Raw genomic sequence first — 25293 nt, 5'->3', positions numbered from 1 at the left:
CACTACTTTTTTGTCGGCTTGCAACCTATAATAAAACCATAGCTTGAGAGAAAAAGCTAAAAAATAATATTTTAGGAGGTTGTTAGAATGACAACACAAACAATGAACAATTTTGAAACACTCGATCTCGAGGCACTTGCAAACGTTGAAGGTGGCGGATGTAGCTGGGGAGGTTTTGCTAAACAAGGAGTAGCTACAGGAGTTGGTAATGGTTTACGATTAGGTATCAAAACACGTACTTGGCAAGGTGCTGTCGCAGGAGCAGCCGGAGGTGCTATCGTAGGTGGTGTTGGTTATGGAGCAACATGCTGGTGGTGATGGATTATGTTTGATTTGAAAAGTTATATTTTAGGGATGGTTTTCATGGCTGTGATGACTTTTTTGGATAAGCCTATTATGTCATTTCTTGAAAAACACAAAGCTACCAATTCCGCTAAAAAGAAATCTTAATTGAAGGACTTTGTCAATTGCTGGTCTGTGAATAATGGTTGAAAACTTCGATATAAAAGAAGAGGTATTTGTACTCATGACTAAAAAACGCCTAGTGTCTCTAATGATGTCTATGGGCTTCATCCTTGTTGCCTTACATAATTTGGGAGAAAAACTGAGTTTTAGACTTCAATGCCTAAATCTTATTGGGTTATGTCTTTTTCTCTTTCTTATGTGTACGATTATCAAGGATATAAGGTCAGACAAGTAGTGACATTTATGTCACTACTTTTTTGTTGGCTTGCAACCTATAATAAAATTCATAGCTTTGCACAGATAGCTAAAAACACTTTAAGGAGAAAAGTATGTTCAAAAACTCAAAACCGTATTTACTGGCTACCATTCTCATCGGAATGGGCCTCGCTAATCTATTTAGAAGTTTGGATGCAGTCCACCATACCATTAACTTGCTAGGCCTGACCTTGCTTCTTTATAGTCTGCTTTTTAAAAAATGGGCACAGTTTAAAAAGTAACTTTTGGCCCCCTTGAATGTGAGGTGCTTGCAAATGCTTATTGTTGATGTTCCCGAAGTAAAATTATTCTTGCTAATGATAGCGGAAATTGTATTATATTTGATTGCATATCTTTGTAATAGAAAGAACAAAGATATGTATATTCGCTTATTTAAAATATCAGTACTAATGACGCTATTGTATTACATCTCCAGTAGAATTTAATCGCTAAGGTCTTTTTTGAGATCTTACAGCAGTATAAAAAATACAGAAAGGAATAGAGTTAAATGTAATAGCTTATTCAGTTTACAAGACTGACTGAGGTTATTCATAATTTAGGTGTTTTATCATGAAGTTAAAGAATGTTAGTTCAAGAGTATTGCGATTTTCTAGGGTCGTCACTGCTGTACTGGCAGTTTTCCTTATAAGTACCAGTATTTCTCTCTACAAAAGCAAGACCTCTCCAGAGATTTGGTTAGCAGTCGGAGCACTAGCTTTAGTAGTTATTTTTGTAAATGGTCTGCTCTGCCGTATGCTTAAGAAGCGTCCAGATTCAGTAAATCCGTTAACAATACGGCAGTCTTTCATTGTCTTTCTTGTCATCTCATTGCTAGTGCTTTGTGTAGAGTTTTACACATTACTAACATTCAGTGATACCACAGACCGTATAGTACTAGCCGTATTAATGCTTTTGTTAATCCTCTGTGATTTTCTAGCTTACTTGCAAGTCAAAAACTATTTTAAACAATAAATGATTTTACTTGATTATTCTGTAGGTAATCTAGAAGATACTTTCATAAATAGTAAGATGGAGCAACAGAAAAAGCTTGAAACTAGTCAAGCTTTTTTCGATATATTAAGTTCCTGTGTAAATGCAAAAGTCATACTTTCAGTTTTTAAAGAAATATTTTGATAGTTGTCTAGGATATTCCTAACGTTGGCCAAACCTATACCTCGATTACCTTCTTTACTTGAGACACCTCTCTCAAAAAGTGAGGTAATCGAAATGAATTCTTCCCGGGTCGAGTTTTGGACAATAAAGAGCTGTTTATTACCATGGTTGAAGTAGCCAATATGCATTTTTGGTATGTCAGACTGAATCGATGCTTCCATCGCATTGTCTAGAAAGATAGATATGACAGTAATAAAATCGACCATCTCCATACCCTCAAGTTTGATAGTTTCAGGAATATCTAGAGAGACATCAATGTTATTTTCTTCTGCCTCTAGGAACTTAGATGCAAGTAGGCTTTTAATAGTGTTATCTCCTATGTTTATTAAGCGAGTTAAATCAAATGTTTTCGATTTTAAATGCTTATCGGAATCTTTTAGAACTGAGTCGTAGACTTCTTTCACAATAGCCATATCATTTTGTTCGATACCAAGTTTGAGTGTTGTTAAAATATTGGCATAATCATGACGAAAACTTCGAACCGACTGATAGAGGTTTTCAATCTGTTTGTTATAATTCTTAAGATGCGATAGTTGAATATCTTTTTGAAAGTCCAACTGACTTTGTATTGTTGCTCGGATATTTCTATCTAAGAAGATAAGCATGATAAAGAACAAGACTAGATAAATAACCACAATTAACTTCCTGATTATCAGAGTGGATGTATGAGTAGTGTTTTCGAGGTAGACGAGATATTGCTGGGTAAATGTATAAGCAATCATAATGATATCAGCAATAATGATACTCTTTGATATGAGAGGGGCTAATCGTCTTTTCTGTATAACTCCAAAGCTTTCCTTGAATAATTTTATTAAAAGAAAGGATAGTAAAATAGTTAGGAAAGAAGATGAGACAGCTATAAGATAATTAACTTTTATTGTTTCAACACTGATTCCAAACAAAGGAAATATAAAGAAAATGATTACTCTAAAACTGATATTATTAAGAGTTGTGGGGAAAAGAGCATTGAATATTTTAAGCTTTGATTGTAAGTAGGGCTTTCGTGATATAAAAAAAGATAATAAAAGATAGAATATTTCTTCGTTAAAGTAGAATAAGAATTTCCAGGATAGACTGTTACATATTTTGGTATATGCTATGCGACAAAATAAGATAATAAGAAAATGCCTAATTGAAACTCTTTTGTTTATTAAGTAAAGAAACAGGCAAATATTGAAACATTCAGAGACAACAGTAAGCAAAAATAAAAAAATAATCATTGAAGGTTCCTTCTTTTAAAAGTATCCATCAGCATTTTAGCTTTGGTACGTGAAAAAGGACAGATACTACCATCAGTCATTTCGACTTCACGTTTTAATTTGTTGATTCTTATAATGTTGTTAGGGTTAATGAGATACGAACGATGGCAAGATACGAGTGAAGGACTAGCTTTTTCAAGGTCCTTTAGATTTGCACGAAAGGTCATTTGATTGTTTGTACCATGGAGTATCACATAATGCTTTTGCGGAGAAGTTTCAATATAGATAACTTGGTTTAAAGGTATGCGAATAGCTGTATGTTGTGTTTGAAAATCAAAAATCTCGTCATTCTCTATTCCAAGTGGTTTCATAGTTATAGCTAAAGCTCTGGTTATCTTTTTCCTAAATTCTATTTCAGAGAGACTTTTATCAATATAGTCTAGGGCAGATACTTGGTAATCAAAAACTAGTGGCATAAACTCTGAGTGGGTAGTGACAAAGATAATAGTAGCGTAGGGATTTTTTTCCCTAATGATTTTAGCAATATCGAGCCCTTTTAATTTTTCTCCCTTAATTTCGATATCAAGAAAAAAGAGCTGGTTAGAAGTTGTTGAATCAATCGCTTCTATAAATTGCTGAGGCTTATCAAAGGTGTGTACAATAGATAAGTCTTTATTGTATTTTTTTAACTCTTGAGACAATACCATCTCCAGTCGTCCTTGTTGAATGAGATTGTCCTCTAAGATATATATATCCAATTGTAGTTCCCTCCAAATTTTTGTATGCTGTTGTTTTTATACTCATAAATATGTAATATTATATCATAATATGACTTAGTTATACAATTAGATGAAAAGAAGATTAAAATATCATGTGATATTTATAGTATGAATTTACCATTCGGGACATATAGCCACTTTTTGGGACGCTAGCTCTGATAGAGACACTTGAATGCTATACTGAAGATGTGATTGAGAGATCACACGATAAAAATTTTAGGAGGTAGTTGCCATGGGAACTCAAACAATTGAAAACTTTAACACCCTCGACCTTGAAACACTTGCTAGTGTTGAAGGAGGACGAGTCAATTGGGAACGATGGGGAATGTGTGGGGCCTCTGTCGCCGTAGGTGCAACTATTGGAGGTGGAGTAGCCTTACTTGGCTGTTAAGGAGAACAACAATGACACATAGAGTTTCAAAAAGGGATATAGTGCTATTTGTCATTGCCCAAGTAGTTAGCATATCCTTACTGGTACTTTTTTTTTAGTCAATTACTTCATAACTTATCATCCGTATTCCAATTGGTCTACATCGTAGCAGCCCTCTTAGTGGTTGTGGTTGATATATTGCTCATTCGAAAAATAATGACAAGAAGAGAAGAACCAACTGTGTTAAATCAATTAAAAGCTTCCCTAGCTTGTTTCTTGTTACTGACACTTAGTTGCCTTCGTTTTTTGACAACAGATTTCTATTATCAAAAAGTTATCGCTATATTTGTAGGTTTTTTTTTCATTATTGGGTTTCGTACTATTTTTATGGGGCATCAAGTATATCAACCATAATATAGAGAAGTAAGTAATTGACAAAATAAGGAGTATAAGCTAGGTGATACAAATGAAGAAATACCTAATCATTTTTTCGACTATTGCGATGATATATTTATATAGCAAAGTACTATTGTCATCAGGAAATATCTATCAACTTTTGTTAGCATCAATAGGATTCTTTTTCTTTTTATTTGGAGTCTATAGGCAGTATAGAAAGAATTAGTTAAAGCTTTTTCAATAAGACATGGACTGAATCAAAAATGATATTCAGTCTTTTTTTTTACTACTCGGGACATATAGCCACTTTTTGGGACGCTGGCTTTTAAATGACTATCAGAGTGCTATACTAAAGATGTGATTGAAAAATTAGTTGAAAGAAATAAGGAGGTTTTCTTAATGACAGGACTTAAATGGTTTGCAGGAGGCAAAGAGAGACGAGAACAAGCAGTAGCTATCATCGATGAAGTAATTGAAACTATTGGAGATAAGTCAGATTATGCTGATTTGAAGCAGGTCCTGCACTCCTACCGAACGGAACTTGCAGACTCTCGTTCAGCCACTCCCTATATCTTAAGCAGGATGTCACTGGAAATATCCGAAGTGGTCAGAAAAGACCAGCTGACCTTGTCTCCCTTTATCGAGGAGCGAATAGCAGAGTTGCGAAAATTGCTAGCGATTCGTTATGGCTATTGATGTCATTAGGGAGGATTTCTTGGTTTTAAGGTTGAGTTGTCCAGTGAGAAAAGGAAGATGGGGCAAAAAGGTTCTTTTCCAATCTGTTGAGGAGCAGAGAAAGATCCTTAAGTCCTAGTTATGATTATGCCAAGCGGACAAGTGATTGTGATGAAAGGAGAGTGCGATACCTTATCTTAACCGACTTCGTTCAGGAACGTTACGTTATTTACGACTCATGGTTGTTGCCTTTGGTTTGATAGGTGGAAATATTGGTTTAGAATTATTATATAATGGTTCTTCTTTCTTATTTTGGCTGCCTTTAGTATTGCTATCAATCTTTTTACTTGTGTTGCCCCTGTTGATTAAGCGAGAGCTTGACCGTCGTCCACTTGAAGAACGACAGTTTACTCTTAAACAAATTTACGCTGGTATGGGCTTGGCGCATTTGGCTATTATTTTAGCTGGTATTTATCGTTTGCTGACGGTGAGAGATGCCGAATGGCGTCTAATCATTATTGTTGTGATTGTTTTGGATATTTGTTTACTAGTTTTTCTGACACCTAGAGTGCTTAAAATCATTAAACAAAGTGAACGAGGTTAGAATGGCAGTTTATGATAGACACGCCTATAAAAATAGCGAGGCTGTAAGTGCTTATCTATGCTTTGGTAACTTTCTAGGTATTGTAAAAACTTTCTGTTTGAGAGAAGTGTGAGGTTTAAGTTTTATGTCAAAAAATCTACGTGCCCTTACGGCCATTGTTTTGTCCCAATTGCTTATTGAGTGGATGGGATTCTTTTTAGGTATTCCTCTTAGTAAGATTCTGGTTTTAACAGTACTTAGCAGTCTAGCAGAGATTTTGATGCATCTTTTCCTAAGTAAAAAATCTAAAGTTACTTTGGGTGATAAAGAGATATGGCATCAATACTTTTTATTCGTTAAGAAGACGCTGTGGTTCTCTATTTTATTAGTTGCCATTTTTCTTTTTTATACGTTGACTAAATCTGACAGCTTAATGCCTTATTTTTTCTGGCATATCTTTGTGTTGTTCCACTGTCTTGGCTACATCATTTGTTTAAATAACATTAAAATGAATCGTAAAAATTGAAGATTAAATCTTGTTTATTTTCACACAATAAAAAAATCCCATGGGAGTTCTCATCCTATGGGATTTTTTGCGATAAATACTAATAAGGCAATGTCATCTGACTTTGGCTTAGGTCCACGGTTAATTCGTAGTCACTATTGTCACGAATAGTGTGTTCAAAGTCTGTGGTATAGAGAACAAGTCGGAGTTTGTCGCCCTTGTTGAGTTTGTAGATGGTTGGTTGCAAGTCCAGGCCGATAGTCATCCATTCATTTGGACTGACATTCTCAATGCTAAGGAGGTTCTTGCGATTTTGCAGGTTAAGGTGTCCTTTGGTAATGACACGATATTTTGCCTGCTTGAATGGTAATTCACGTAAGGCTTCTTCCTTGAAGAGACGGCCGTTATCTAGATTCATGCGTTTGAGTGCGGGAATAGGTGCGAGATACTTCTTGTCACCCATTTCTAGAAATTGGGCCGAAATGAGACCACGGTTTGTGTTAGACTTAACCTTGAGCTCTAGGTGGACACGACCATTGATTTGGACATCTTGGTCAAGTTCAAAGTCCAAGGTAATGGCGTTGGCTTTGTCTGCAAAGAGGTCATCCTTGAAGCTTTGGTATGCTTTACCGTATTTGGTGAAGCTTTCCTCTTCGTAATGGTTAGTGATGCTAGCTTCAGCCTCACCAAGCTGAATGTTTTTACCATTGTCGTGTCCAAAGTTATCGAGGACTTCCCAGGTCTGTTCAGACTGGTTGTTTTGCCAGATAACAGTAGGCAGTGTGTAGCCATTCTCCAAACCAAGGAGTTTCTGACAAATCAAGGCATTAATACTTTCCCGGAAGTCAATAGACTGCCAGGCATTCATGTAAACGTGGGCACCATTGTGGAAGAAGAGGTGTTTTTCAAGAGAGTCTGGAAGAGCATTGAACATTTGATAGACGTTAATCGGTTTGACATTCCAATCTTGGCTACCATGTGTAAAGACAACAGTAGCTTTAACACGATCTGCGAACTGCACATAGTTACGGTCATGCCAGAACTGGCTATAATCACCATGCTTACGATCAATGGCTGTGCTTAGCTCTTTGAGGTAGGCTTGGTAGTCTTTTTGGTGGCGTAGGTATTCTCCAGCTAATAGGGCACGAGAATAGGTGAATTCGGTCAAGGTGTCGAGATCTTCACCAGGGTATCCTCCAGGACTGACGAGGAGTCCATTTTCACGATAGTAGTCGTACCAAGAAGAAATACCCGCTTCAGCGATAACCATCTCCAAACCGTCGACACCAGTTGTTGCAAGGGCGTTGGACATGGTACCCAAATATGAAAGTCCGGTAGTAGTCACCTTACCAGATGCCCAATCTGCAATGATGGTATGCTGTCTACTACGGCTAGTAAAGGCGCGTGCACGACCATTGAGCCAGTCGATGACAGCTTTATAGGCCAGAACTTGCTGATAGTCTCCAGAGGTCATGAAGCCTTCAGAATTGAAGGTACCGACACCCGACACATAGATAGAAGCCACACCACGAGCCAACATGTAATCGTTAAGCGTGTAGGTATCTGTGTGAGCAAAACGCTCCTGAGCCTTCGTGACAGGATTGATAGGCGTAAGGTCTGCCTCTGGTGTCTTAATTTCTGGTTGGTTAAGGGAGATTTCACCTGCTGGTTTGACGAGCAAATCACCTTCCATCTTGTGGGTAAGCTTATCTGAAGCAGGCTCATTAGTCCCTTGTTGATAAGGGCTTGCGGTCATCATGGCTGGAACTGGGAAGTCCACATCAGGACGTAAGATAGTCACTTTGACCAAGTCTAACTGCCCATCTTTATCGGTATCTACAGGTGTTTCAACATAAACCACCTCACGGTGAAGCTGATTAGTGTCAAATGTTGCCAAGCTCTTACCGTTAAAGAAGACGTAGTTATTACTTACAGGAATCAAATCCTGAGCTACTAACTGATCAATTAAGGTATTGCCAGACTGTGTGCGTGTTGCTAGCAATTGATGGAGGTTATTAAGGCTACCATCAAAAGTAATTGGGAAAGCCATTTCCTCTAGGAAAGCAACACTATCTGTAAAGTCTACATTAGGGACAAATCCTAGCATTTGAAGAGCCACCAAACCAAAGACATCAGCAGTCAAAGAACGGTCTGATTGGAAGAAGGTTAGGAGGTCAGTCTCTGTATCAGCAATCCAATTTTTCAAAGCTAAGTCGGTGTCTTCAAAGAAGAGGAAGGACTTGCGAACAAAGGCCTCAAAATTGGCTTTGGCACTAGCATCTAGAGAGACTTCAAATCCTAAAGAACGAAGTTCCTGACAAGCTATTTCAGGACTAACTGGGATGTAACTAAACTGATTAAATTTCATATTCAAAAACCTCAAAAATAATACGTAAACATTTCAGAAATATCTTTACATCAGACATTATACTTGATAAAATGATAGATGTCTAAATTATTGTAAAATCGAAAGGAAATAAAGAGACAAATGAATGATTTTCTAAAAGAAGCGTTCACCAGTGAATGGGTTTTGAAATACCTCACTGAGTTTATCGCGACTGCTTTTCTTGTAGCACTTGGTAATGGTGCTGTTGCCAACGTTGAGCTTAAGGGAACAAAAGGTAACAAATCTGGTTGGATTGTAATCGCCTTTGGTTATGGTTTTGGTGTTATGATGCCAGCCCTTATGTTTGGTGATGTTTCTGGTAACCACATCAACCCTGCCTTCACACTTGGACTTGCTGCATCTGGCTTGTTCTCATGGGTAGGTGTTCCTGGATACCTTATTGCACAACTTCTTGGTGCCTTTGTAGGTCAAGCTATCGTGGTTTGGGTTCACCAACCTTACTATGTACAAACTGAGAACCCTAACAATATTCTTGGTACCTTCTCAACGATCTCAGCAGTTGACGATCATGATGATACTCCAGAAAATCGTAATCGTGCATGGGCTAACGGTTTTGCCAATGAGTTTGCAGGTTCATTCCTTCTCTTCTTTGGTGCCCTTGCCTTGACTAACAACTACTTTGGTCACAAATTGGTCTCACAAGCAGTCCAATATGGGTATGATAAAGAAGCTGTAACAGGCCAAATGGCGAATGGATCTCTTGCTGTAGCTCACATCGGTGTTGGTTTCTTGGTTTGTGCCTTGGTTCTTTCATTTGGTGGACCTACAGGACCAGCCCTTAACCCAGCCCGTGACTTGATGCCACGTCTTCTTCACCACATCTTGCCAACATCAGTTCTTGGTGAGCACAAAGGTGATTCTAAATGGTGGTATGCTTGGGTTCCAGTTGTAGCTCCAATCCTTGCAGGAATTTTGGCTGTATACTTGTTCAAAGCCCTCTACCTTTAATCAATACAAAAAATCTGAAGTTCAAGCTTCAGATTTTTTTTACGCTAAAAATTTTAAAAGTAGCAAAAAAACTGAGAAAGTTTTCTCAGTTACATAGGAGTAGTTATGACCAGGATTGTAGCACCTAAGGTGAAAAGATTCCATAGGACATGAAGTGAGATAGCCGCTGATAGATTTTCTCTTTTTTGGTAAATCATAGAGAGAGCCAAGCCCATTCCAATATAAAGGAGGAAGTGGGCAAGGTTGGTAGGCATATGGAATAGGCAAAAGAGACCGGTACTCACTAAAACAGCAACTGTCGAATAAGGAGCCAGCCAAGAGAAAATCCACTTGCGAAAGAGTAGCTCTTGTAAGAAGGCTGTGGTCATCATGCCAATGGCTACTGGTAGGATAGGCGTTGTCGTAAGAGTTCTTTGAAGTTCTGCATGGTAGTTGGTGTGAGTCAGTAGCATAAGATTGCTCCCAATAACTCCCATCAGAAAAATAAGCACAAAGCCCCAGATAATAGCTTTAGTATCCTTTCGGTCTAGTTTAAAGCGAGTAAGCAAACCTTCATTTTTAGCCCAAAGATAGGTAATGTAAAAAATAATGAGATTGACAGCGATAATTCCCCAGCTTTCAAGGCTAGTGAAGGTCAACCCAGTCTGATTGTTATATGACGTTGTCATACCTAAAGCCAGGTTTGGGATAGCTATCATCAGCAGTAAAAAAAATCCCTGATAGGCATGTCTAAATGCCAGATTATTGACAAGAGTTTTCATAGTCTCTATTATACTCTAAAATGAGGAAATAGCTAGTCCTAAGGTAAATATAATATAATGATTTTCATAATTTATGTGAAAGAATGTGAAAAAATTACAATCCTGTTTTTTCTTAGGAAAATCCTTGTCACACAGGCTCTTTTCGGATAAAATAGAAAAGAATGGAGGTTGTCATGACGCAATCAGGGAATTTTAAGTTTCACACACCAATCTTTCGTGTGAATAACAGACAAGAAAATATTGATTTTTACCAAAATACATTAGGATTTAAGCTTTTGACTGAGGAAAATGCCCTTGCGGTCTTCACAGATTGGACAGACCGTAACTCACTTTTTGTGATTGAGGAGTCACCAGCTTACCGTTGCCGTGCGGTTGAAGGCCCTAAGAAAATTAATAAAGTGGTTATCAAGGTTTCAGATCCACTTGAGATTGAGTACCTTTTGGCGCGTGATGATCACCAAGCCAAGGCTATTTTCCAAGGGGAAAAAGGGTATGCTTTTGAAACAATCTCACCTGAGAATGGTCTTATTTTGATGCATGCCGAAGATGACTTGTCTACTCTCAAGACAGTTGAATACGCAGATGTTGAAGAAAAAGAAGATTTCAAAGGAGTGTCAGACTTTACGGTCGAGTCTTTGACCTTGAACGTTGTTGATACAGCTCAAGCAGCTTTCTTTTACGACAATCTTTTTGGCGAAGAATTGCCTTTGTCTATCCACTTTGAGAAAGCAGAAGGTCCTGACCTCCAAGTGAGTCCAGACCAGACTTGGGATTTGGAAATTCTAGAATTTAAGGTAGCTGAAGACTACGACTTGGTTGCCTTGCATGAGAAACTTGAAAAGGAACAGTTCTCAAGTTATCTAGATACTAAAGAAAGCCTACTCGCACTGACTGATATGAGTAATATTGAGGTTTGGCTAACAAAATAATGACTAATTTTAAACAAACATTGTCAACAATTACAGACTACATCAAGGCTGACATCTTCCCGGGTGCCAGCCTTGCACTTTATGACGGACAAGATTGGCAGGAGCATTATCTAGGAACTCAGGATGGAAATATTCCGGTAGTTCCAGGACTGACCTATGATCTAGCTAGTGTTTCCAAGGTGGTAGGAGTAGGGACCCTCTGTCTTTTCTACTTGCAGGCGGGAAAATTGGACTTGGACGAGAAACTATCGACCTACTATCCTGCAGTAGTGGATAAGACGCTAACCCTTCGTCAGCTTCTTTCTCACAGTAGCGGCATTGATCCTTTTATTCCAAACCGTGATGAGTTAGACCAAGCTGGCTTGATTTCTGCTATTAATGCCATCAAAGTTAAGTCTGATAAACCTTTCTTGTATACCGATATTAATTTTATTCTCCTAGGCTTGATGCTTGAGAAAGTCTCTGGACAAAGACTGGACAGGCTCTTTGACAGCGAGATTTTTCAACCGTTTGGTATGTCTGAAACACGGTTTGGGCCAGTTGAGGTTGCTGTTCCAACTGTTGAGGGAATTCCGGGAGGAACTGTTCACGATCCCAAGGCTCGAGTGCTCAAAGAGCATACAGGTTCAGCAGGCATCTTTTCAACCCTAAAGGACTTAGAAATCTTTGTTGACCATTATTTGAGGGATGATTTTGCTAAAAATCTGACGCAGAATATCAGCCAATCCAATAAGGAACGTAGTGTCGCTTGGGACCTCCAAGGGGATTGGATTCTTCATACTGGTTATACAGGTACCTTTGTTCTGATTAACATCCCAGCTCAACGTGCGGCGATTTTCCTAAGTAATCGCACTTACTACAAGGATGAGAGAGCTCAATGGATTAAGGATAGAGACGCTTTGATTGAAATCATGAAGGAGGAGTTGGTACATTCTGACAAATAAAAATAGAAGAGGGGCATCTTTTAATCCTCTAGAAGGTGAGATTAGTGTCGGGGCGACACAATTGTTTATCTTTTTGAAGATATGTTTGATAGTCTTGTCTTATGTTACATTTGTATGGTTGGAGCATCTATTTGGTGTTGGTCAGGTCGGGCAAGAGGTGAATATTCCAAAAGTTATTGCTGTTGTACTTTTGGTTGTGACATTTTATAGGATGGGGAATGGTATCATATTTAAACTTTTTCATTTCTGTGGTTACCATGCCCGCCCCTTTGGAGAAGAGGATTACCGAGGTAGAATGTCATATATAGTATTTTTTGAAAAAACGACAAATGCCTACAAAATACTATATGATAAGCGCTCTCTTAGACATCAATTTCTTTATTTCCTAGCGACTCTTGGTAGACTCTATCTCTTAATCATCTTAGTTATTCTAATCGGTTATAGCTTCACCTTAGGAAAAGTTGGCTATATAATCTTCTTGCTCTTATGTGGTGTTTTGATTTTTTCTGTAAGATGGCTCATACATCTGAAAAGTCACTTTGTCCGTTATTTTAACTTAAAAGTTATCTCAGAGGAGTATTTTTACCCTATTTTTCTAAAGAAATAAAGACTAAAGTGATGCTTATGCGAAGGGCTCACCAAGTTAATCAAAAATTACCATGTTTTGATTGGAATCATGAAGAAGGAGTTCATAATGCAACGGTCGCTTAAGCCACCTAAACAAAGTAGATTTGTCCCTCGGTTTCTGAGTCTGCTCTTTTGCATGCTTAACGGGAGTAGTCTCTTTGTCTGTGGTATGTGTTTTACAGTGGTGATCATTTTTTTGACGACGGATAGAGATGTAGTCTCTTTTGTAGTTTTGGTATTTATTAGCTTGTTATCTAACCTTATTATTTCTTTTTATATTTTGATAAGAGAGCTACTATACAAACTGATTCATTGCCTTGGGTATCGTGCCCAACCCGATTTAAGAGTCCTTCGTATGAGAAGAGGGTTTGACATTCATTTTCCTGTCTTTGAAAAGTATGGTCAAGACTATAAGTTGCTCTACAAGAGGCGTTCCAAGAAGCTTCAAATAGAGTATTTGCTTATATGTTTAGGGTACTTTTGTGGACTCACTCATATTGTGATTGGTTACGCCTTTATACTCAGGAAAATTCTGGAGTCCTTAAAATTGACATTTACCGACTTTGCTAGATATCCTGCTTTTTTAGTTTATATGGTAACGATAATCGTTATCATTATGGGAAATCGTAGCTGGAAAAAAATCACAGAGAGATTAAAAGCTAGAAAAAATGTGACAGTTCTAGCTGTCGAGCATGGTTATCCTATATTTGCGACAAAAGAAGAAGCTTAAGCAGTAGGTCAACTGCTTAAGCTTTTTTGCTTATTAAGGATTTTTCAACAGTAATGTGTTGGATACCAGCTTCTTCAAAGATGTTACCGACTTCTTGATAGCCATTATTGAGGTAGAACTTAAGTGCACCGAGTTGAGCATGGAGAGAAATAGTCTGGAAGCCTTGTTCTTGTGCAAAATCTTCAACTTCTTTTAGGAGAATGCTCCCCAGACCTTGACCTTGGTAGTCAACAAGCACCGCCATACGTTGAAGGGTAACCTGAGTCAAGTCTTTATTCGGTAGTAGGCGTACGGTTGCTGCAGCCTTGCCTTTGTCATCATATAGAACAAAGTGGATGCAGTAGGCTTCATTCGCACCAATCTCGATGGAGCGAGGAACGCCTTGACCCTTTACAAAAACAGTGTTTCGGATGGCTACGGCATCGAGGTAAGTTTCTGAGAGTGTGTCTCTTGTATGTTTGATAATCATAGGGCAAGTGTAACAAAGTCTATAGTTAGTTGTCAATGAAAAAAAGCTCGATGCGAGGAGGTATCATCAAGCTTTTGATCTTGTTTTATTCTTTAATTTTTCGACCGTTTGTATCTTGGATAGGGCGGTTATTTTCAAATCCAAGGGTTTGGGTGAATTTTTCCACTTGTTCTTTGCTAACGGTTTCTTGATTCTTGAAGACAATCCAGTTAACACCCTCAGTACATGGAGGTGTTGTCAAGGAACCTTCGAAGTTGTAGTAGTCCTTGTCTTCAGGATAGAAATCGTCTAGTGATATAGCCTGAGGAAGCTCGGTTTCTGTATTGGCCGCCTGAGGCATTTTATCCCAGATTTGTTTTAAGGCTTGATTTTCATCGCCATAATTATAGAGAACTGAGATAACTGTGATTTTTCCATTATCTGTCTTATAGACGAAGTGCCCCTCTAGAGGATAAGTCTGACCATCAATTTCATTCTCACTAGGTGCGTGAAAATGAAACTGCTGTAATTTATAGACATCATCACCAATCGTTAGGGTATTCTTTGGATTTTTAAAGCTGACTTCAATCGTATGCCCGTTATTTTCAACTTGAGCTTCTGATTCTTGATTATTAAGGTTTAGTTCTGGAAGATCAACGTCCTCAGCTCCGGTGATATTGATCGGAGATTGTTCTTTACCATTTTTGCTGAGTTCATAATCTTTAGAAAGGTCATCCCAATGGTCTGGACCAGTAGCACCAGTATAACCCCATTGAACGTCCTTGGACTTTGAGGATTCGTTTTTTGTATCAGACTGGCAGGCTACGAGTAGGACAGTGCTTGCTACGAGAGAGACTAATCCAATTATCTTAAAACTTTTCTTATTCATTTGTCCTCCTTATACTCTTTAATCTTATAACAATGATAGTCTACGTGTTATTAGAAACCATCCGTTTAACAGTCATTGAGTATCGTTTCTCTAAGGTGCTTCTGAGAAGGAAGCGTTTGGAGATACCAAACGGAAACGCTCTAATTTTATAGCTAATCTGATGAAAAGTCAAATGTAAATGATAGCAGATTTAGAAAAATATAATGAAAACTAGTTTTTGGCAAAAATAAAAGAACCCGCTATTGCGAGCTCTTTAGTTATTTTATCCCAAAGCGTCGTCCATTGAAAGAACTTCGTGGAAGACACGTTGTGTCAATTCAGTTTTTTGTTCTGGAGTGAGGTATTTAGTGTTTACACAGTATCCAGAGATACGTACGATAACATCTTCACCGCTCATAATCTTTTCGTAAACGTCTGACAAGTCCATAACGTTCAAGTTAACGTGTTGTCCACCGTTTTCGAAGTATCCGTCAAGGATAGTTACGAGGTTGTCAACTTGTTCGTCGTGAGTCTTACCAAGGGCACGAGGCGATACTTGAGTAGTAAGTGAGATACCGTCAGCTGCATAACCGAAGTCAAGGCTTGCAAGTGAGTTCAAGTTTTGCAACCATCCACCTTTAGCTTTGTTAGATGGGTTAGCACCTGGTGAGAAGAATTCCAATTTAGACAAGTTCACTGAACCATCTTCGTTGAGGTATACCCCTTTGTGAACTGGAGAGTTACCAGTTTGTTTAGAGTAAGCAACGTTAGAAGTGATTGTAAGAAGTGAAACTGTAGCTTCTGCATCTTTGTAGAGTTTGTGGCTACGAAGACGAGTAGTGTAAGCTTCAATCAACCATTCTGCCAATTCGTTTGAACGTGGGTCATCTTCACCCCAACGTGGGTATTCACCGATTGTTTCGTAGTCGTAGATGTAGCCATCTTCGTCACGGATTGGTTTAACTGTAGCGTATTTGATTGCTGACAATGTATCAACAGTATTTGCGAAACCACAGATACCGAATCCCATGTTAGCACGTTGTTTAGTTGGCAAGAAGGCCATTTGAACAGCTTCATAGTTGTACTTATCAGTCATGTAGTGGATGATGTTAAGGGCATCTACGTAAGTGTCAGTCAACCAGTCAAGAGATTTTTCGAAGTTAGCTTTAACAGTGTCAAAGTCAAGAACTTCATCACGGATTGGATCGATATCAAATACTTTGTAGTCTTTATGAACATCGTCGTAACCACCGTTCAAACCAGTAAGAAGGGCTTTAAGTACGTTAACACGAGCACCGAAGTATTGGATGTTGTGACGTTGTTCTTCGTTTTCTGGGTCAAGTGGTGATACACAACATGAGATACAGCTCATTTCACCGTATCCGTCTTTAGCCATAGTAGTTACACCTTCGTATTGGATAGAAGAGTGTTTGTGGCTCATGTGCATACAGTAGCGACGGAATGAGTAAGGCAATTTGTCAGTCCAAAGAACTGTCAAGTTTGGTTCTGGAGAGTTACCGATGTTATCAAGAGTGTTCAAGAAACGGTAGTCCATCTTAGTAACACGGTGACGTCCGTCAGCACCCATACCAGCCATAGAAGTTGTGATGAATGTTGGGTCACCTGAGTACAATTGGTCGTAAGCTTTTGTACGAGCAAACTTAACTGTACGAAGTTTCATAACGAAATCATCAACGAATTCTTGGATTTCTGATTCAGTGTAAGTACCACGAGCAAGGTCACGTTCTGCGTATACGTCAAGGACGATTGGCACACGACCAAGTGAAGTAGCGGCACCGTTGATTACACGACATACTGCCATGAAAGCAATGTTTGTCCATTGGATAGCTTCTTTAGTATCGAAGGCTGGACGACGAACATCTACACCATAAAGGTCACCAAGGCGAACAACGTCTTGAAGTGCTTGGTATTGAAGGTTAACTTCTTCACGAAGACGGATAGTTTCTTCGTCGATTTCTTTGATAGCATTCCAGTCGTTAACTTTTTCTTGCATCAAGTAGTCAGCACCGTAGAGGGCAAGACGAGCGTAAACCCCGATGATACGTCCACGTGAGTAAGCATCTGGAAGACCAGTAACTGTGTGAGCGTGACGTGCACGACGGATGTTTGAAGTGTAAGCACGGAAGATACCATCGTTAACTGTAGTCACGTATTTTGTGAAAATTTCGTGTACAGCTGGGTCTGGTTCATAACCGTGTTCTTTCAAAGCAGTTTCCGCCATACGGATACCACCTTTAGGCATGAAGTTCAATTTAAAGAGCTCATCATTTTGGATACCATAGATAAGTTCATCTTCTTTTGAAATGTATCCTGCGTCAATGTCAGCGATTGAAGTTGGACGAGTATCCATTGGGAAGCGTCCTTCAGCTTCATAGCCTGCTTTAGTTTCATCTACGATTTTTTTAATTTTTAGAGAGCGTTCAGTTGGTCCTGCAAGGAAGCTTTCGTCACCATCATAAGGTGTGTAGTTTGCTTGAACGAAACGTGAAACGCTAGCTTTTTCTTTCCAGTCAGTTCCTTTAAAGCCTTCCCACGCTTTTTCAAAAACATCTGTGTTGGTTTTAACCGTTGCCATAGTTTGAATCTCCTATAATTCTAGTAACAAAATTATCTGTTACATTCTCTAGAAGTATTCTATCACACAGTAACCGCTTACACAACTTTAAAACTGTGTTTTTAGAGACATTCTTTTATAATACAGTTTTGAAAACGACAAATCTGTATTATAAATTTCTGTTTTTTGGTAGATTTTGGTATCATAAGGGGAGAATGCTTTGTAGTCCCAAAGTTTTATGTGAAAAGCTTTACAATGAGATAAATCTGAGAAAGGAGGCAGGGAGCCATGTTAGAGTTTCCTCTAATAAATGATACCAGTCGGAAAATCATCCATATTGACATGGACGCCTTTTTTGCTCAGGTCGAGATGAGGGATGACCCCAGTCTTAAGGACAAACCGGTTATTATCGGTCACGACCCTAGAAAAACAGGGGGACGTGGTGTGGTATCAACCTGTAATTACGAGGCTAGAAAATATGGTGTCCATTCAGCCATGTCTTCTAAGGAAGCCTATGAACGTTGTCCTAATGCTGTCTTTATCTCAGGAAATTATAGTCATTACCGAGAGGTAGGGATGCAGATTCGTGAGATTTTTAAACGCTATACCGACTTGGTAGAGCCTATGTCTATCGACGAAGCCTATCTTGATGTGACGATAAATAAACTTGGTATCAAATCGGCGGTTAAGGTAGCTAAACTTATCCAGTATGATATCTGGCAGGAACTTCATCTGACTTGTTCAGCAGGCGTTTCCTACAATAAATTTATCGCCAAACTAGCTTCTGATTTTCAAAAGCCTGCTGGTTTGACGGTGGTGCTTCCAGAGGAGGCTCAGGAATTTTTGGAAAAGCTCCCTATTGAAAAGTTTCATGGGGTAGGTAAAAAGTCAGTTGAACGTCTTCATGATATGGAAATATACACCGGTGCCGATCTTCTGAAGATTCCTGAGATGACGCTGATTGATCGTTTTGGACGTTTTGGATTTGATCTCTTTCGAAAGGCCAGAGGGATTTCCAATAGTCCTGTCAGGCCCAATCGCGTCCGTAAATCTATCGGAAGTGAGCGAACCTACGGCAAGCTTCTTTATAATGAAGATGACATCAAGGCTGAGTTGACTAAGAATGCTAGGCGGGTAGCTGAAAGTGCTCAGAAAAATAAAAAAGTTGGTCGAATTATTGTCATCAAGGTCCGTTATTCGGATTTCTCGACCTTAACCAAGCGTATGACCTTGGACAAATCGACTCAGGATTTCGACACCATCGAAAGAATTGCCCATACCATTTTTGATCAATTGGAGGAAAATAGCAGCGGTGTTCGCCTGCTCGGTGTGACGCTGACGGGTCTGGAAGATCAAGAAGGCAGGCAATTGGACCTAGATGATTTAGAGTCATTATAATAGTAGAGTTTTGATTTTTTCTTTTGGAAAGTGACCTTGAAGAATCATCAGACCTATGCTATCTTAAATAGTAACTAAAAGAAATGAGGGAATAATCTTAATGAAAAAAGTTCTTACCTATTTAGGACTGATTCTGGCAGCTTGCTTGCTTCTCGTAGCTTGTGCTTCCAATAAGCCAGCTGAGAAGAAAAAAGCGACACCAACTCCGACAGAACGTGCCAAGGCTGATGCGACAGTCTTAATTGATACTATGCTTGGAAAATCTAGTAACGGTTTTTCAAAACTATACGGTGAAAATTACGAAACCTGGACTGAAACGAAAGTCTTTGAAAAACAAGTTGCAGATACTATCGAAGAAAAGGGCTATACACCGGAAGAAAAGTATACATTTAAATACATTGAAGGCTATGATGCCAAGACTCCAACCCAAGTGCTTTCTAAGTTCCTTAAGGTCCGTCGTAATATGATTGGTAAGATTCAGGACTATAAGCTGAAGGATGTCAAAGTTAAAGGAAATGAAGCGACAGTTACCTTTACTTCACGCTCTGTTAGTGCCTATGGTGCTGCAGCTGCTGTTCGTACTCTCCTTATGAGTCTCTATGACAACGACATTGACAAGTTGAAACAATGGAATCAAGCTGATAACAACGATGTGGAAAAAGGTAAAGCCAAAGATCTCACAACGAAATTCCTTTATGGTGAAAACTTTAACGGAGATTTGACACAATTTAAGGATATTGATAAAGAAATGGCCTATACACCTTTGACAGGTGCTGATAATCTAGAAAAGACCTTCAAGCTTACCAAAGATGATGGAGGCAACTGGACGATTTCTATAGAAGATTATAAAGAGCTTGCCGAAGCTTTGGTCGATCATGATGAATCAGGAAGCAGAGCTGTTTACGCTGAACGCATCCATAAGAATTTATCAGATTATCAACCTGAAGACAGTAGCGATTCAAGCAGTAAGTCATCAAGTAAGGAAAAATAGAGTTTTATTGCATTTGATGTTAAACATGTACAGAAAGCTTTTTTGGGCGAGAAGAGTTGTCACACCAGTGGCAGCTCTTTTCTTATTGTTCGTTGTATCGATTCCCCTATAACCTTTATCTATCACCTCTTAGGATTTTATTATTAGACGAGTTTGTAGGAAGATGATAAACTGTTATCACTAACTATTAATGAAAGTATCGAGGATTATAGATATGAAAAAATGGCTTACAGGTTTAGGGATTCTTGGCTTGTCGGTTTTGACTTTGGCTGCTTGTGGGAACAAGAGTGACAGTAAGGCATCTGGTGAAAAGCAGACGATTACTGTTGCGACAGACTCTGATACGGCGCCTTTCACTTTCAAAAAAGGCGACGACTTCAAGGGTTATGATATTGATTTGGTCAAGGCTATTTTCAAGGATTCGGACAAGTATGAGGTCAAGTTTGTGACGACACCTTTTGATTCCATCTTGACAGGGGTGGATTCTGGACGTTATCAGATTGCGGCTAACGACTTCAACTACAATGAAGAACGTGCTCAGAAATATGGTTTCTCAGATCCGATTTCACGTTCTAACTATGCCATCACTAGTGCTGAGGGTACCAAGTTTACCAGCCTAGATGATTTGTCTGGTAAGACGACAGAGGTGCTTCCTGGCTCTAATTATGCTCAGTTGCTTGAAAATTGGAACCATGCCAATGCGGACAAGACACCAATTACTATCAACTATGCTTCTAGCTCAACGGGTCTTTCAACACGTATTCAACACATTCAAGAAGGAAAAATTGATTTTATCCTTTACGATGCCATTTCGTCTGAGTACATTGTCAAAGATCAAGGCTATAAGCTAGCTGTAAACAAGATTAAAGACGATATTGGTATGAAGACTGATGGTCTTGAATATCTTCTATTCTCAAATGATAAGCAAGGTAAGGAACTCAAGGCCTTTGTTAATAAGCGTATCAAAGAGCTTAAGAAGGATGGAACCCTTGCCAAACTCAGCAAGGAATACTTCGGTGGCGATTACGTCAGTGATTTGAAATAAGACTGTTAAAAGTTGAGACTGCTGTCTCAGCTTTGAATTGAACACAAAGCTTTCTTTTGAGGCTTTCCTGAGGTGATGACGGACGTCAGCGACCTTCGTCGAAGCTCCATGACTAAGTTTTGAGCCTAAGGTCTCAAAACTTCCGAACACCTGAAACTTTAAAGTTTCAGGTGTTTTTCTCACGTCGGAAAGCCTCGGTTTATGCTCACTTTGTTCGTGAAATAAGGAATTAGTTCAAATCTTCTTAGTCTTAATAAGGTATTGCTATCAGTGATACGATTTTCTTATCACTATGATAAGAAAAGACTATTTCACAGACTTTCTGAGTCGTGCTAAAATGAATACTATAGAATTTATGATAAGATAATTGGACGGTTAGCACTAGGCTAACCTACTTTTTTAGAAAGAAAGGGCGACATTGTGAAAAAGAGTATAGAAGCATTTAATCGGTCACCTTGGTATCTCCAAGTTATCATGGGTTTGGTTGGTTTGGCAGTAGCAGTTACTTTAGCCATTCCCTTGTCTTGGCTAGTAGAAATTCTTTGGGGTTATATTTTGCAACTGGTTACGATTGTCTTCAAGTGGATTTCATCTTGGATGCCAGCTGGTAAACTCTTCTCATGGAAGGCAGTCTTCGATGCTGTTCCTAAGATTGTGGAACGCTTGCCTTTAACTTTGGGCTTGACCATTGCAGGTGCTTTCTTCGGTTTGATTTTGGCCCTTGTCTTTGCGGTCGTTAAGATCAATCGAGTACGTATCCTTTATCCGATTCAAGCAGTTTTTGTAAGCTTCTTACGTGGGACACCAATCCTTGTACAACTCATGTTGACTTACTATGGTATTCCACTCTTCCTTCGTTACTTGAATGGTGAGTTTGGTTTAGATTGGAACATTAATGAGATTCCACCAGCTATCTTTGCCATTACAGCCTTTGCCTTTAACGAAGCAGCCTACATGAGTGAAACCATTCGTGCAGCAATTCAAGCTGTTGATGCGGGGGAAATCGAAGCAGCCCGTTCTCTTGGGATGACATCGGCACAGGTTTACCGTCGTGTTATTATTCCAAATGCCGCTGTTATTGCGACACCAAGTTTGATTAACAGTTTGATTGGTTTGACTAAGGGAACATCACTTGCCTTTAGTGCGGGTATCGTTGAAATGTATGCACAGGCTCAAATCTTGGGTGGTGCTGACTACCGTTACTTTGAACGTTATATCTCAGTAGCCCTTGTATACTGGGTAATCTCAATCTTGATTGAGTATATTGGTCGTTCGGTTGAAAATCATATGGCTATTAAGGCGCCTGAAGCGACTGACATTTCTGGAATTGGAGGGGACCGCTAATGATTAGCATCAAAAATTTGACCAAGGAATTTTCAGGCCAAAAGGTTCTTGATGGCATTAACTTCGATATTAAAAAAGGTGAAGTTGTAGCGCTTGTCGGTGCCTCTGGTGCAGGTAAGTCAACTATCCTTCGTAGCTTGAACTATTTGGAACAACCTGATTCTGGCACTATTACCATTGATGATTTTAAAGTAGACTTCAAGACTATCACTAAAGAACAAATTCTTACGCTTCGCCGTAAGTTGGCCATGGTTTTCCAACAGTTCAACCTCTTTGAACGTCGTACAGCCTTGGATAATGTTAAGGAAGGTCTTAAGATTGTTAAGAAACTTTCTGACGAAGAAGCTACTAAGATTGCCAAAGAAGAGCTTGCTAAGGTTGGACTTTCAAATCGCGAAAATCACTACCCACGTCACTTGTCAGGTGGTCAAAAGCAACGTGTGGCCTTGGCCCGTGCCCTTGCTATGAAGCCAGATGTGCTCTTGCTTGACGAACCAACATCTGCCCTTGACCCTGAGTTGGTTGGTGAGGTTGAAAAATCAATCGCTGATGCAGCTAAGTCAGGTCAAACCATGATTTTGGTCAGTCACGACATGAACTTTGTTTATCAAGTGGCTGACAAGGTACTCTTCCTTGAAAAAGGGCATATCCTTGAACAAGGAACACCTGATGAAATCTTTAACCATCCGAAAGAAGAACGAACAAAAGAATTTTTCGCTTCTTATTCAAAACAATATCTTTAAGATGGGATTTTTGTTACAATAGAAAAGGTAATGGGATGGGGCTACATTTTAGTCCATAGTTAAACTCCCACTAGGATGATTAGGAGCTTTTGAAAACCTCAAAGGTGACTAAGTGTCAAGTCAGATACTGCATCGCGCAGTTATTACTAGTCGAATTCAGAGGTTGGAGAATGTTATCTCAGCCTTTTCTATTTCTCACTTTAGGATGTTTTATGTTATTAAATATTTTTAAATTTTACCTCTTAGGCCTTGTGATTGCTTTCTTTATGTGCTTGGTGATTGGTGCCATTTGGCTTGGATGGCGTGCCTTACGTCGTGCAGACAAAACTGTTAAGGAGCGTCAAGGTGCCCTCTATGATGCTATTATGATGTCGATGGTTTCGATTCCCGTTTTGGCATTTGCTTTTATGGCGATTCTTATCGTGCTGAATGCATAATTCTAGCTTTGTTGGCACATTAGGTGTAAGATATCTCTACAAGAAAATCATATAAGGAGTTACTCATGTACGATACAATTGTTATTGGAGCTGGTCCTGCGGGGATGACTGCAGCACTCTATGCAGCACGTGCCAACCTTAAAGTGGCAACTTTGGAGCAAGGTGCTCCTGGTGGACAGATGAATAACACGTCTGATATTGAAAATTACCCTGGTTTTGAAAGTATTTCTGGTCCAGAATTGTCAATGAAGATGTTCGAACCCTTGGAAAAATTGGGCGTTGAAAATCTTTATGGTATCGTGTCTGGTATCGAAGACAAGGGTGACTATAAAGTTGTCAAAACTGGTGATGAAGAGTACCAAACCAAGACAGTTATCATTGCGACTGGTGCCAAACATCGCCACATTGGTGTTGCTGGCGAAGAAGAGTACAACAGCCGTGGGGTATCTTACTGTGCGGTCTGTGATGGTGCCTTCTTCCGTAATCAAGACCTCTTGGTCGTTGGTGGTGGAGACTCTGCCGTTGAAGAAGGAATTTATTTGACACGCTTTGCCAATAGCGTGACCATTGTTCACCGTCGTGATGAATTGCGTGCTCAAAAGGTTCTTCAAGACCGTGCCTTCGCCAATGAGAAAGTCAAGTTTATCTGGGACTCAGTCGTTGAAGAAATCAAGGGTGATGACATCAAGGTTCGCAGTGTTGATATCAAGAATGTTAAAACTGGTGAGGTGACTAACCACGAATTTGGCGGTGTCTTTGTTTATGTTGGACTTGATCCTGTTTCAGATTACTTGACTGGTCTCGATATCACTGACCAGGACGGTTGGGTGATTACAGATGATAAGATGGCGACACGTATTCCTGGTATCTTTGCTATTGGGGATGTCCGTCAGAAAGATCTTCGCCAAATCACCACAGCCGTAGGTGATGGTGCCACAGCTGGTATTGAAGCTTATAACTACGTGACTGCACTTGGTGATAAGTAAAATGAATAGAAACTCGAGGAAATCTCGAGTTTTTTGTGTTCTTTTGAAGGTCTTAAGCTTGTCTAGTCCCCTTTGGACCAACATCTATGTGTGTTTTTTGGTATAATAGAAAAGTCTTACTAAAAATCAGTAAAAACGAGGTGACCGACTTGCGTGTTGTAGCAGGTGAATTTGGCGGGCGTCCGCTTAAAACGTTAGAAGGCAAAACGACTCGTCCAACAACGGACAAGGTCAAGGGTGCCATTTTCAATATGATTGGTCCTTTCTTTGATGGAGGGCGTGTTTTGGATCTTTTCTCTGGGAGCGGTAGTCTGGCTATTGAGGCTATCAGTCGTGGCATGTCGTCTGCTGTCCTCGTGGAAAAAGACCGTCGGGCACAGGCTGTTATCCAGGAAAATATCAAGATGACCAAGAGTGAGAAGCAGTTCCAGCTTTTGAAGATGGATGCGGCGCGTGCGCTGACACAATTGACAGGTCAGTTTGACTTGGTGCTTCTAGATCCGCCTTATGCCAAAGAGCAGATTGTGGCCAATATTACTCAGTTAGAAGAGCAAGGGCTCTTGGCTGAGGAAGTTATGTTGGTTTGTGAGACGGATAAGGCTGTGGACCTGCCTGAAGAAATTTCAAACTTTGGGATTTGGAAACAGAAAACCTATGGTATCAGTAAGGTGACCGTATACGTGCGTTAGCCTTTGATAGGGAAGTTGTAGAA

General features: G+C 39.4%; 26 protein-coding genes and 1 pseudogene. 20 read left to right on the top strand and 7 right to left on the bottom strand.

Translation table 11 applies throughout. The features are described 5' to 3' along the window. Positions 1-87: 87 nt before the first annotated feature. The 3 genes from SSAL8618_RS08610 to SSAL8618_RS10935 all read left to right on the top strand — a co-directional run bounded on the left by SSAL8618_RS08610 (position 88) and on the right by SSAL8618_RS10935 (position 1692). Positions 88-318 (top strand): bacteriocin class II family protein, encoded by a 231-nt coding sequence (locus tag SSAL8618_RS08610; RefSeq protein WP_021143664.1) that lies wholly within the window; start codon positions 88-90, stop codon positions 316-318. Between the two features lie 476 nt (positions 319-794). Then, entirely contained in the window at positions 795-962 is a 168-nt protein-coding gene (locus tag SSAL8618_RS10650) for a hypothetical protein (protein WP_002884432.1), read from the top strand. Between the two features lie 328 nt (positions 963-1290). After that, complete coding sequence (locus SSAL8618_RS10935) at positions 1291-1692, top strand: hypothetical protein (RefSeq protein ID WP_038676702.1); 402 nt, start codon at positions 1291-1293, stop codon at positions 1690-1692. 86 nt (positions 1693-1778) lie between these two features. On the opposite strand, the gene SSAL8618_RS10890 is transcribed toward SSAL8618_RS10935, so the two are convergent. Next, positions 1779-2528, bottom strand: a complete 750-nt coding sequence (locus tag SSAL8618_RS10890) for a sensor histidine kinase (protein ID WP_014634988.1) — start codon at positions 2526-2528, stop codon at positions 1779-1781. A gap of 581 nt (positions 2529-3109) precedes the next feature. Continuing rightward, on the bottom strand, positions 3110-3850 hold the full coding sequence (locus SSAL8618_RS08585; protein WP_014634987.1) for a response regulator transcription factor: 741 nt from the start codon (positions 3848-3850) through the stop codon (positions 3110-3112). 253 nt (positions 3851-4103) lie between these two features. Between SSAL8618_RS08585 and SSAL8618_RS10450 the strand changes: the two are divergent. The 4 genes and pseudogenes from SSAL8618_RS10450 to SSAL8618_RS08565 all read left to right on the top strand — a co-directional run. Beyond that, a pseudogene (locus SSAL8618_RS10450) lies at positions 4104-4238 on the top strand (Blp family class II bacteriocin); the annotation flags it as partial. 798 nt (positions 4239-5036) lie between these two features. After that, complete coding sequence (locus SSAL8618_RS08575; protein WP_038676700.1) at positions 5037-5333, top strand: bacteriocin immunity protein; 297 nt, start codon at positions 5037-5039, stop codon at positions 5331-5333. A gap of 217 nt (positions 5334-5550) precedes the next feature. Then, complete coding sequence (locus SSAL8618_RS08570; RefSeq protein ID WP_013991116.1) at positions 5551-5916, top strand: hypothetical protein; 366 nt, start codon at positions 5551-5553, stop codon at positions 5914-5916. A gap of 124 nt (positions 5917-6040) precedes the next feature. Then, positions 6041-6421 carry a hypothetical protein gene (locus SSAL8618_RS08565; protein ID WP_038676698.1) on the top strand — a complete coding sequence of 127 codons (381 nt, stop codon included), beginning with the start codon at positions 6041-6043 and terminating at the stop codon, positions 6419-6421. A 79-nt stretch (positions 6422-6500) separates the two neighbouring features. Here the strand turns inward: SSAL8618_RS08565 and SSAL8618_RS08560 are convergent, their stop codons facing one another. Next, a complete protein-coding gene (locus SSAL8618_RS08560) occupies positions 6501-8768 on the bottom strand; it encodes a Xaa-Pro dipeptidyl-peptidase (RefSeq protein ID WP_038676696.1) in 2268 nt (755 codons plus the stop codon). A 120-nt stretch (positions 8769-8888) separates the two neighbouring features. Between SSAL8618_RS08560 and gla the strand changes: the two genes are divergently transcribed. Beyond that, the gene (gene gla, locus SSAL8618_RS08555; protein WP_037602504.1) at positions 8889-9755 is read left to right on the top strand and encodes an aquaglyceroporin Gla; all 867 of its coding nucleotides are present in this window, start codon (positions 8889-8891) and stop codon (positions 9753-9755) included. 89 nt (positions 9756-9844) lie between these two features. Here the strand turns inward: gla and SSAL8618_RS10440 are convergent, their stop codons facing one another. After that, complete coding sequence (locus SSAL8618_RS10440) at positions 9845-10516, bottom strand: CPBP family intramembrane glutamic endopeptidase (RefSeq protein WP_080730936.1); 672 nt, start codon at positions 10514-10516, stop codon at positions 9845-9847. 173 nt (positions 10517-10689) lie between these two features. Between SSAL8618_RS10440 and SSAL8618_RS08545 the strand changes: the two genes are divergently transcribed. The 4 genes from SSAL8618_RS08545 (at position 10690) to SSAL8618_RS10645 (ending at position 13746) form a co-directional block, all read left to right on the top strand. Further along, positions 10690-11445, top strand: coding sequence for a CppA family protein (locus SSAL8618_RS08545; protein WP_022495893.1), 756 nt, complete (start codon positions 10690-10692; stop codon positions 11443-11445). Next, positions 11445-12389: a serine hydrolase domain-containing protein gene (locus SSAL8618_RS08540; protein ID WP_038676693.1), complete on the top strand. Its 945-nt coding sequence runs from the start codon at positions 11445-11447 to the stop codon at positions 12387-12389. The genes SSAL8618_RS08545 and SSAL8618_RS08540 overlap by 1 nt, the downstream gene beginning before the upstream one ends. Positions 12390-12483: 94 nt before the next feature. Next, positions 12484-12996, top strand: a complete 513-nt coding sequence (locus tag SSAL8618_RS10245; RefSeq protein ID WP_126405088.1) for a hypothetical protein — start codon at positions 12484-12486, stop codon at positions 12994-12996. 87 nt (positions 12997-13083) lie between these two features. After that, on the top strand, positions 13084-13746 hold the full coding sequence (locus SSAL8618_RS10645; RefSeq protein WP_037602500.1) for a hypothetical protein: 663 nt from the start codon (positions 13084-13086) through the stop codon (positions 13744-13746). A gap of 16 nt (positions 13747-13762) precedes the next feature. On the opposite strand, the gene SSAL8618_RS08525 is transcribed toward SSAL8618_RS10645, so the two are convergent. From SSAL8618_RS08525 to pflB, 3 genes are all read right to left on the bottom strand, one after another. Continuing rightward, positions 13763-14215: a GNAT family N-acetyltransferase gene (locus SSAL8618_RS08525; protein WP_037602498.1), complete on the bottom strand. Its 453-nt coding sequence runs from the start codon at positions 14213-14215 to the stop codon at positions 13763-13765. Between the two features lie 85 nt (positions 14216-14300). Then, positions 14301-15083, bottom strand: a complete 783-nt coding sequence (locus SSAL8618_RS08520) for a carbonic anhydrase (RefSeq protein ID WP_038676691.1) — start codon at positions 15081-15083, stop codon at positions 14301-14303. Positions 15084-15345: 262 nt separating this feature from the next. After that, positions 15346-17658: a formate C-acetyltransferase gene (pflB, locus tag SSAL8618_RS08515; protein ID WP_002891716.1), complete on the bottom strand. Its 2313-nt coding sequence runs from the start codon at positions 17656-17658 to the stop codon at positions 15346-15348. A 267-nt stretch (positions 17659-17925) separates the two neighbouring features. Here pflB and dinB point away from each other — a divergent pair, with 267 nt between their 5' ends. From dinB to rsmD, 8 genes are all read left to right on the top strand, one after another. Next, the gene (gene dinB, locus SSAL8618_RS08510; protein ID WP_014634976.1) at positions 17926-19035 is read left to right on the top strand and encodes a DNA polymerase IV; all 1110 of its coding nucleotides are present in this window, start codon (positions 17926-17928) and stop codon (positions 19033-19035) included. A 100-nt stretch (positions 19036-19135) separates the two neighbouring features. Next, positions 19136-20026, top strand: a complete 891-nt coding sequence (locus tag SSAL8618_RS08505) for a hypothetical protein (protein ID WP_014634975.1) — start codon at positions 19136-19138, stop codon at positions 20024-20026. Between the two features lie 214 nt (positions 20027-20240). Then, positions 20241-21071: a transporter substrate-binding domain-containing protein gene (locus SSAL8618_RS08500; protein ID WP_014634974.1), complete on the top strand. Its 831-nt coding sequence runs from the start codon at positions 20241-20243 to the stop codon at positions 21069-21071. A gap of 597 nt (positions 21072-21668) precedes the next feature. Next, complete coding sequence (locus tag SSAL8618_RS08495) at positions 21669-22415, top strand: amino acid ABC transporter permease (protein ID WP_118189357.1); 747 nt, start codon at positions 21669-21671, stop codon at positions 22413-22415. Next, a complete protein-coding gene (locus tag SSAL8618_RS08490) occupies positions 22415-23158 on the top strand; it encodes an amino acid ABC transporter ATP-binding protein (RefSeq protein WP_022495903.1) in 744 nt (247 codons plus the stop codon). Before SSAL8618_RS08495 ends, SSAL8618_RS08490 begins: the two co-directional genes overlap by 1 nt. Before the next feature lie 212 nt (positions 23159-23370). Further along, a complete protein-coding gene (locus SSAL8618_RS08485; RefSeq protein ID WP_022495904.1) occupies positions 23371-23595 on the top strand; it encodes a DUF4059 family protein in 225 nt (74 codons plus the stop codon). A gap of 32 nt (positions 23596-23627) precedes the next feature. Further along, complete coding sequence (gene trxB, locus SSAL8618_RS08480) at positions 23628-24581, top strand: thioredoxin-disulfide reductase (RefSeq protein WP_255296714.1); 954 nt, start codon at positions 23628-23630, stop codon at positions 24579-24581. A 140-nt stretch (positions 24582-24721) separates the two neighbouring features. Then, a complete protein-coding gene (gene rsmD, locus SSAL8618_RS08475) occupies positions 24722-25270 on the top strand; it encodes a 16S rRNA (guanine(966)-N(2))-methyltransferase RsmD (protein WP_230955163.1) in 549 nt (182 codons plus the stop codon). Positions 25271-25293 lie beyond the last annotated feature (23 nt).

Source organism: Streptococcus salivarius (genome assembly GCF_000785515.1).
Classification (GTDB): Bacteria; Bacillota; Bacilli; order Lactobacillales; family Streptococcaceae; genus Streptococcus; species Streptococcus salivarius.
Note: the sequence above shows the minus strand (reverse complement) of the source record. Positions and strands in the feature narration are given on the sequence as shown.